Source organism: Paraburkholderia sp., assembly GCF_034668105.1.
Classification (GTDB): Bacteria; Pseudomonadota; Gammaproteobacteria; order Burkholderiales; family Burkholderiaceae; genus Paraburkholderia.
This window is the reverse complement of the sequence record NZ_JAXDPY010000254.1, coordinates 1-8,036: the sequence shown is the minus strand read 5'-3', so window position 1 is coordinate 8,036 and position 8,036 is coordinate 1. Positions and strand designations below refer to the sequence as shown.

The 8,036-nt window shown below is 60.2% G+C and carries 8 protein-coding genes; 7 read left to right on the top strand and 1 reads right to left on the bottom strand.

Annotated elements, in window-relative coordinates; genetic code table 11:
• From QOC89_RS11975 to QOC89_RS11950, 6 genes are all read left to right on the top strand, one after another.
• A partial coding sequence (locus QOC89_RS11975) for an amidase family protein (RefSeq protein ID WP_323045207.1) occupies positions 1 to 318 on the top strand: 318 nt, incomplete at its 5' end.
• 218 nt (positions 319 to 536) lie between these two features.
• On the top strand, positions 537 to 1,427 hold the full coding sequence (locus QOC89_RS11970) for a LysR substrate-binding domain-containing protein (protein WP_323045206.1): 891 nt from the start codon (positions 537 to 539) through the stop codon (positions 1,425 to 1,427).
• 189 nt (positions 1,428 to 1,616) lie between these two features.
• Positions 1,617 to 2,366 carry a glucose 1-dehydrogenase gene (locus QOC89_RS11965; RefSeq protein WP_323045205.1) on the top strand — a complete coding sequence of 250 codons (750 nt, stop codon included), beginning with the start codon at positions 1,617 to 1,619 and terminating at the stop codon, positions 2,364 to 2,366.
• A 136-nt stretch (positions 2,367 to 2,502) separates the two neighbouring features.
• On the top strand, positions 2,503 to 3,831 hold the full coding sequence (locus QOC89_RS11960) for an MFS transporter (protein ID WP_323045204.1): 1,329 nt from the start codon (positions 2,503 to 2,505) through the stop codon (positions 3,829 to 3,831).
• A 44-nt stretch (positions 3,832 to 3,875) separates the two neighbouring features.
• Complete coding sequence (locus tag QOC89_RS11955) at positions 3,876 to 4,718, top strand: transketolase (RefSeq protein WP_323045203.1); 843 nt, start codon at positions 3,876 to 3,878, stop codon at positions 4,716 to 4,718.
• Positions 4,715 to 5,719 carry a transketolase family protein gene (locus QOC89_RS11950; RefSeq protein WP_323045202.1) on the top strand — a complete coding sequence of 335 codons (1,005 nt, stop codon included), beginning with the start codon at positions 4,715 to 4,717 and terminating at the stop codon, positions 5,717 to 5,719. Before QOC89_RS11955 ends, QOC89_RS11950 begins: the two co-directional genes overlap by 4 nt.
• A gap of 322 nt (positions 5,720 to 6,041) precedes the next feature.
• Here QOC89_RS11950 and QOC89_RS11945 read toward each other — a convergent pair whose 3' ends face one another.
• Positions 6,042 to 6,794, bottom strand: a complete 753-nt coding sequence (locus tag QOC89_RS11945) for an SDR family NAD(P)-dependent oxidoreductase (protein WP_323045201.1) — start codon at positions 6,792 to 6,794, stop codon at positions 6,042 to 6,044.
• Between the two features lie 263 nt (positions 6,795 to 7,057).
• Here QOC89_RS11945 and QOC89_RS11940 point away from each other — a divergent pair, with 263 nt between their 5' ends.
• Positions 7,058 to 7,600, top strand: coding sequence for an MOSC domain-containing protein (locus QOC89_RS11940; protein WP_323045200.1), 543 nt, complete (start codon positions 7,058 to 7,060; stop codon positions 7,598 to 7,600).
• The last annotated feature ends 436 nt before the right edge of the window (positions 7,601 to 8,036 follow it).

Below are 8,036 nucleotides of genomic sequence, written 5' to 3'. Positions count from 1 at the left end.
ACTTATCGCGAGATGAAGGCGTGGCAACACACGCAGCGTTTGCGTTGGGCGGATTACTTCGGCGACGCGGACGTCGTCCTGACGTCGAGCGCCTTGGGCCCGGCTCCCAGAGGGCTCGAATCGACTGGATCCTCGGCTTTTAATAAAGCATGGTCCCTGCTGGGTTGGCCATGCATCCATTTGCCCACTGCGTTGAGCGAGGATGGCCTGCCGCTCGGTGTGCAACTCGTCGGCAAGCCAGGGGCGGACAGGGAGTTAATTGGCTGGGCACTCGCTCTGCACAAATTTGTCGATCGGCGAAGCCGCGCCGATCCGTAGGCGTTCGCATCGGTACGTGAAACCGTCACCAACTAAACGCAACCGGCCAGAAGCGTCCATTACAAAAAGTTGTAGACTCGCCGTTAATCTGGTTATCGATTGACGAGCACAATATGAACGTTCCATTTTCAGGCGGGTGCGCGACATTTCTGGAACCGCCAGTAGCGAAGCAGAATACGGTGACCCAGGACGGTTCGTAACTTCCGCACCCAGGAACAATGCGCATCCCACCCCTAAAAGCCATCGTCGCGTTCGAGAGTGTCGCCCGGACAAAGAGCGTCAATCGGGCGGCTGATGAATTAGGGTTAACGCCATCCGCGGTCAGCCATCAAATTGCCAACCTGGAATCCATGGTGGGAAGGCCCTTGTTCACAAGACTGGGACGGGGACTGGTGCTGACGCCGACGGGGCAGCAATATCTGGCCGATGTCACCGGGTCGCTCGCCGACCTGAGCCGCGCGACGGAGCGCGCATCGAGCCAATCGGGTGTCGAGATTCTTCGCATTCACTCAAGTCCGAGCTTTGGGTTGATGTGGCTGCTCCCGCGGCTGGCTTTGTTCCAGGAAGCGAACGGCGACATTCAGTTGAATCTCGCGTGCTCGTATGAGGATGTGTCGTTCACCTCTGGCTACTACGACATCGACGTACGGCATGGCTACGCTCATTGGACCGATGGCGAGATCAAGACGCTACGCAACGAGTTCATCGCGCCTCTTGCATCGGAGGCATACCTTGAAAAACACCCGGTGCGTTCCCCCGAAGATCTGCTCGAGCGGCGCCTGATCTTCTCGGAGACGCCTCTTGTGCAGTGGAAGCAATGGTTCGGCAAGTTCGGCGTCGCGGTGTCGCGCAAGGCATACGATTTCGCGTTCGACCGCTCGTACATGTCGCTTGAGGCCGCGGCATTGGGACACGGCATCGCGCTCGAAAGCACGATGCTCGCATCGGTCCATCTCAAACGAGGTTCACTCGTACCGGTCTTCGATCGCACGTATGCGGTCGAGGTCGGCGCCCATCACCTCGTTTACCCTTCCCAGAATGCGGACTTGCCGCGCGTGGCCAAGTTTCTGGCCTGGGTCGAGCAAGAGATCAGCCGTGACGCCGTGTAGCGCCAGGCCGCGCCAGGCGGGACGCCTGCGCCCTGCCTTATGCGAAAGGGCTGCTTTCTGACGCCTGCGACTCTACGGCGTGGCGACACCTGAAAATTCTTCAGCAATAGTTGAGCCGGACTGCATTGATCGAGATGGTTGAAGCGCTGAAACTGCGTCTACCAACTAACCTGATTGATGGAGACAAACATGTTGCTCAACAGCAAAGTCGTAATCGTAACCGGTGCGGCCTCGCCGCGCGGCATCGGTAAGGCGACCGCAACAGCGCTTGCCGCGCAGGGCGCGCGAGTGGTGATTCTGGACCTTCGCAAGGAAGACGCCGAGAGTGCCGCGCGCGATCTTGGAGACGAACACCTCGGCCTCGCCTGCGATGTGACCGACAAGGCCGCATGCGCGTCTGCCGCCAAGGCGGTCATCGAGAAGTACGGTCGTGTCGACGGATTGATCAACAACGCGGGCATCACCCAGCCGTTGAAGACGATGGACATCGGAGCCGATAACTTCGATGCGGTCATCGACGTGAATCTGCGCGGTACGCTCTACATGTCGCAAGCGGTCATTCCGCAAATGAGAGTGCAAAAAAGCGGCAGCATCGTTTGCATGTCATCCGTTTCCGCGCAACGCGGCGGCGGCATCTTCGGCGGTCCTCATTACAGCGCTGCAAAAGCGGGCGTACTCGGTCTCGCTCGTGCGATGGCGCGTGAACTCGGGGCGGACAACATCCGCGTCAACTCGATCACACCGGGCCTGATCCAGACCGATATCACCGGCGACAAGCTCACTCCCGAGATGCGCATCGACATCATCAAGGGCATTCCGCTCGGCCGTCTTGGCGATGCAGCCGATGTCGCGAACGCCTGTCTGTTCCTCACAAGCGAGCTGTCGGCCTACCTCACCGGCATCACGCTCGACGTCAACGGCGGCATGTTGATCCACTAAGTACGACATCCGTCGCGATTGCGGCGGATGGGTCAAATGCACCCGGCGGTAAAACCCGGGGCGATATGTCCGCAAACATCTTGCATGGGGCCGGAGTAAGCGCTGAAGCGCTAACTCTGGCCGATAGGAGACAACCATGAAAACGAAGGCCACTGCGCCGTCAATGACGGCCGATGTCACATCGCTCGCCGATCCGGCGAGCTTCGAAGCAAAAACGTATGCGAAAGTGGGACGGCGCCTGATACCGTTCCTGATGCTGTGCTATCTGGGCGCTTATCTCGATCGTGTCAACGTGGGCTTCGCGAAACTGCAGATGCTCAACGACCTGCGATTCAGCGAAACCGTGTATGGCTTCGGCGCCGGCATTTTCTTCCTCGGTTATTTTCTCTTCGAGGTACCGAGTAATCTCATGTTGCACAAAGTGGGCGCACGAAACTGGCTCGCTCGCATCATGCTGACGTGGGCGGTGATCTCGGCCTGCTTCGTCTTTGTCAAGTCGCCGACTACCTTCTATATTCTGCGCTTTCTGTTGGGGGTGGCCGAGGCAGGGTTCGCGCCGGGCGTCATTCTGTATCTGACTTACTGGTTTCCGTCGGCGCGGCGCGCCAAGGCGCTTTCCCTCTTCTTCATGGCGATTCCGCTTGCCGGTATTGTCGGCGGGCCGCTGTCCGGTTACATCCTGCATGCGTTCCAGGGCGTACACGGTCTCGCCGGCTGGAAGTGGCTATTCATCCTCGAAGCGCTGCCGTCGTTGCTCCTTGGCGTCGCCATCCTGCTCTACCTCGACAACGGCATCGCTGCGGCCAGGTGGCTCACTGATCCGGAGAAGGCGCTTCTCGCACGCAACGTGGCGAATGACAACGCCCACAAGATCGCCCATGTGTCGATCAGGTCTTTTATCGGCGATCGCCGTTTGTGGTTGATGGCTGCCATCTACTTCTGCGTCGTGCTCGGTCAGTATGGACTGACGTTCTGGCTGCCGACGATCATCCGCAAGTCGGGCGTCGCCGACCCGCTGTGGGTGGGTATCTTTACGGCCGTTCCGTACCTGTGCGCCATCATTGCGCTGCCGCTGGTGGGCGCAAGTGCTGACCGTCATCGCGAACGTCGTCTGCATCTCGCGATCCCGATGCTCGTATCGGCGGCAGGCTTTGCAACGCTGCCGATGCTGGGCGGAGTCGGCGCGTCGCTGGTGTGTGTCAGCGTGGCCGCCGCCGGCATCCTCGCTTCGTCGTCGCAGTTCTGGTCACTGCCGACGGCACTCCTCGGCGGCATGTCCGCCGCAGCGGGTATCGCCGCGGTGAACTGCTTCGCCAATCTCGCAGGGTTCTTCTCGCCGGCCATCGTGGGCTGGTTGAACGACCTGACCGGTAAGTCGACGGCTGGGCTCATCTTTATCTCCGTCGCTATCGTCATCGGTGCCGGGCTTGTTTTCCTCGTGCCAGCCAAGACCGTCAATCGCTGACTCGTTTCGTTGCAAAGACTCACTTTTTGAATCAAGGAGACATCATGAATAGTCCGTCATCAGATGCGGTGACGCTCGCCGAGCGCGCCTATCGGATTCGCAGAAACGCCTTGCTGATGGGCGAAGTACAGGGCCAGGGCTATATCGGCCAGGCACTCGATATCGCCGATGTACTCGCGGTTTCCTACTTCGGCGCGATGCGCTACCGGGCCGACGATCCTGAATGGGAAGACCGCGACCGCTTCCTGCTGTCCAACGGCCACTATGCGATTGCACTCTATGCCGCGCTGTTCGAAGCCGGCTTCCTGCCACCGGAAGAACTCGAAACCTACGGCAGCGACGACAGCCGTTTGCCGATGTCCGGCATGGCGAGTTACACGCCCGGCATGGAGATGTCCGGTGGCTCGCTCGGCCACGGTCTCACGATCGCGGTGGGCCGCTGCCTCGGACTGAAACGCAAGGGCTCGGACGCCTTCGTCTACACGCTCTTTTCGGACGGCGAACTCGATGAGGGCGCGATCTGGGAAGGCCTTATGTCGGCCGCTCACTGGAAGCTCGACAACCTGATCGCCATGGTCGACGTCAACAACCAGCAAGCCGACGGTCCTTCGTCAAAGATCATGGCGTTCGAGCCGCTCGTCGAGAAGCTCGAAGCGTTCGGATGGTTCACACAGCGCGTGGACGGCAACGACATTGACGCAGTGAAGGCGGCCTTCGACGCTGCGCGCAATCATCCGAAAGAGCAGCCCCGGATTATCGTTTGCGATACCCGCATGGGCTGCGGCGTGCCGTTCCTCGAAGAACGGGAAAAGAACCATTTCATCCGCGTCGATGCCCATGAGTGGCAACTGGCGCTCGCAGCACTCGAAGCAGGGAGACAAGCATGAGCGATACCACAATCACCAGGAAGCCGCGCCTGAAGACCTCGGCGATGATCGCTTCTATTGCCGGCGCAGGACAGGTCACGCGCTCCGCGCCGTTCGGCCACGCATTAACCCAACTGGCACGGGAGAAGAAGAACGTGATCGGCATGACGGCCGACCTCGGCAAGTACACCGACTTGCACATCTTCGGAAAGGAGTTTCCAGATCGCTACTATCAGATGGGCATGGCCGAGCAGTTGCTGATGGGCGCGGCCGCCGGTATGGCGCATGAAGGCGCTCAGCCGTTCGTGACGACCTACGCCGTATTCGCAACCCGTCGCGCGTATGACTTCATGCACCAGGCCATCGCCGAAGACAACCTCGACGTGAAGATCATCTGCGCGCTGCCGGGCCTGACGACCGGCTACGGCCCGAGTCATCAGGCGGCCGAGGATCTTGCCCTGATGCGCGCGATGCCGAACATGACGGTCATCGATCCGTGCGACGCGCTCGACACCGAGCAGATGGTGCCTGCGATTGCCGCGCATAACGGGCCGGTGTATGCGCGTCTGCTGCGTGGCAATGTTCCGGCCGTTCTCGACGAATACGATTACCAGTTCGAGCTCGGCAAGGCCAAGCTGCTGCGCGACGGCGCCGAGGTGCTGATCATCTCGTCGGGCATCATGACCATGCGTTCGCTGGAGGTGGCGAAGTTGCTGGAAGCGGACAACGTCGGAGTTGGCGTATTGCACGTGCCGACCATCAAGCCGCTCGACACCGAGACGATCTTGCGCGAAGCCCGGCGCACGGGTCGCATGGTGGTGGTCGCCGAGAATCACTCGGTGATCGGCGGACTCGGAGAAGCGGTCGCGACCACGCTGCTCACGGCGAAGGTCACGCCGATGTACCGTCAAATCGCCCTGCCGGATGAGTTTCTCGGTGCGGGCGCGCTGCCGACCTTGCACGATCGCTATGGCATCTCGACCAACGTCATGGCAAATACCATCAAGGGCTGGCTTGGATGAGAGCCCGCGGTGTCATTCAGACGCAGCGGCACGTCCGGACGTTGCTCCGCCTGCGCGTGAAACGACTCGTCCGCTAGCTTGAGAGGGGGCGGTGCGTCAGTTCCGTGGACGCACCGCTACCGAAAGGCACTGACTCACGTTCCGCGCTGAAGGCAGTTGTTCGCGACAAGGCTTCCGAACCAGCCCTCGAGAGGCTGCTCCCGCGTGTAGTTGTCATGCTCCGCCCAACCCGACGATGCCGGTCTCAATGGTCTCGAAGCGCGAGGGGGAGTATGTCAAAGTAGCGACTCATACCCCTGTCTCCCCGTGAGCGGATTTGCACTTACGTCAACACCTGCCCGCCATCGACCACCAGGGTCTGGCCGGTAATCCAGGCCGCGTGCGAACTGGCGAGAAACAGCACCACGCTTGCTACCTCTTCGGGCGTCCCGAGCCGGCCGAACGGAACCGACTGCAGTATCCGCTCATACAACTTTGGATCGGACTGTTTGCGCTGTTCCCACGATCCACCGGGAAATTCGATTGAGCCGGGCGCGACCGAGTTGACACGGATCCGATCCGGCGCGAGTGTCAGCGCATTGGACGCCGTATAGTGCATGACCGCGGCTTTGATCGCCGCGTAAGACTGTGTGCGTGTCGATGGACGCAGCGCTGAGATGGACGTCACATTGACGATGGCGGCGTCGGCCGCCTGCCGCAGGAACGGCAACGCGGCATGACCCGCGCGCACCGTTGCCATCAGATCGACTTGAATACCGGCTTCCCAGCCGGCTTCGGTGTCCCCGCCTCCGAAGCCGGACGCGTTGTTGATCAAAATGTCGATGCCGCCAAGCGCTTCGCCGGCGGCGGCAATGTAAGCGCTGATCGCCTCGCCGTCGGCGAGATCGCAAGCTGCGGTATGGACCGGATGGCCATAAGCGGCCAGTTCGGCCGCGACTGCTTTCAATCCTTCCAGGTTGCGTGCACAGACGGACACGGCGGCGCCTGCCTGCGCGAACCCGAGCGCGATGCTGCGGCCAATGCCACGCGAGCCTCCCGCGACAACGACGCGTTTTCCGTTGAAATCGAAACCCATACTTCTGCCTCCTGGCAAATGACGTGACCGGCAGTATGGCCGAGATTGCCAGCTTTCGCTTTCTTTGCATATCGACGTCGGCAGAGCCGCAACCTTACCGGCATTCGCCAGCTTCATGAGGCTCATGCCGATCTTTGCGGCGTTGACGATGGGTATCGGCCCGTGAAGCGTCGTTCGTAAATCCGCTAGAATATTCCGTGGTTGCAACTGCTGAACTAACTCATGCATGCCCTCGTCATGCAGTCATTGGAGGTCGCTCGATAGTGGACGGAAAAGTCATTGCGGTTCACGTTAATGCCTCACACACATTCTCAAAGCAATCCGTTCGGCAAATCATGTTACTGGAGGGGTTGGGTGTCGAAGGCGATGCTCACTGTGGTGCAACGGTAAAACACCGCTCTCGTGTCGCTCGGGATCCCTCGCAACCCAATCTACGCCAGGTGCACCTCATACACGGTGAATTGTTCGACGAACTTGTCGAAAAGGCGTTTAGCGTCTTACCCGGCGATCTTGGCGAAAATATCACGACGCGCGGGCTTGATCTTCTATCGTTACCCGCGGGCACAGAATTGCATATTGGCGAACATTCGATCGTCACACTCACAGGCTTGCGGAATCCGTGCGCGCAAATAGATCATTTCCAGGCTGGTCTCATGAAAGCCGTTCTTGGTCGCTCGCCGGAAGGAAAGATCTTGCGAAAGGCCGGCGTGATGGGTGTCGTGACCACAGCGGGGCCGGTAAGCTCGGGCGATAAAATCGTCGTCAGGACTCCGCCTCCGCCATACCGTGAGCTTGAAATGGTGTAACTCATTTTGAACGGCCCTCTGGTTTCAGGTCGCCGGTTCGCGGCCTGAGGCCTCAGTTTGCCAACCTCATCCAGGCTGATAAGGCATCGATCGCCGCCTGCCCCGGGTGGCTTCCGTGAAGAATTGCACGCGATCGACGCCGTTGTCGCAGGACAAGAGATCGCCATCTGCAGTGATGTCGTCTCGACGCTGCACTCGTCACCGCCCCGTCTGGCGAGCGCTTCTTCAGTATCTCGGCCTGCTACGCGGGGTCAGTGGAAGAGGGCACTCGGTCATCAGGCCCATCATGGAATATGGAACGCCGGTCGAGAACCGGTTTGCCGCGATCCCGTCTCTGCACATCCAATCAGGTGGCGACAGCATTTTTCCGCCGGGCCGCCGTTACTACTGGAAAGCGCAATTTCTTCGCGAGCTCACCGACACGGCAATCGATACG

Excerpts from the sequence above, each read along its gene's own strand:
- QOC89_RS11970 (WP_323045206.1), top strand. The coding sequence starts at position 537 with ATGCGCATCCCACCCCTAAAAGCCATCGTCGCGTTCGAGAGTGTCGCC.
- QOC89_RS11965 (WP_323045205.1), top strand. The coding sequence starts at position 1,617 with ATGTTGCTCAACAGCAAAGTCGTAATCGTAACCGGTGCGGCCTCGCCG.
- QOC89_RS11960 (WP_323045204.1), top strand. The coding sequence starts at position 2,503 with ATGAAAACGAAGGCCACTGCGCCGTCAATGACGGCCGATGTCACATCG.
- QOC89_RS11955 (WP_323045203.1), top strand. The coding sequence starts at position 3,876 with ATGAATAGTCCGTCATCAGATGCGGTGACGCTCGCCGAGCGCGCCTAT.
- QOC89_RS11950 (WP_323045202.1), top strand. The coding sequence starts at position 4,715 with ATGAGCGATACCACAATCACCAGGAAGCCGCGCCTGAAGACCTCGGCG.
- QOC89_RS11945 (WP_323045201.1), bottom strand. The coding sequence starts at position 6,794 with ATGGGTTTCGATTTCAACGGAAAACGCGTCGTTGTCGCGGGAGGCTCG.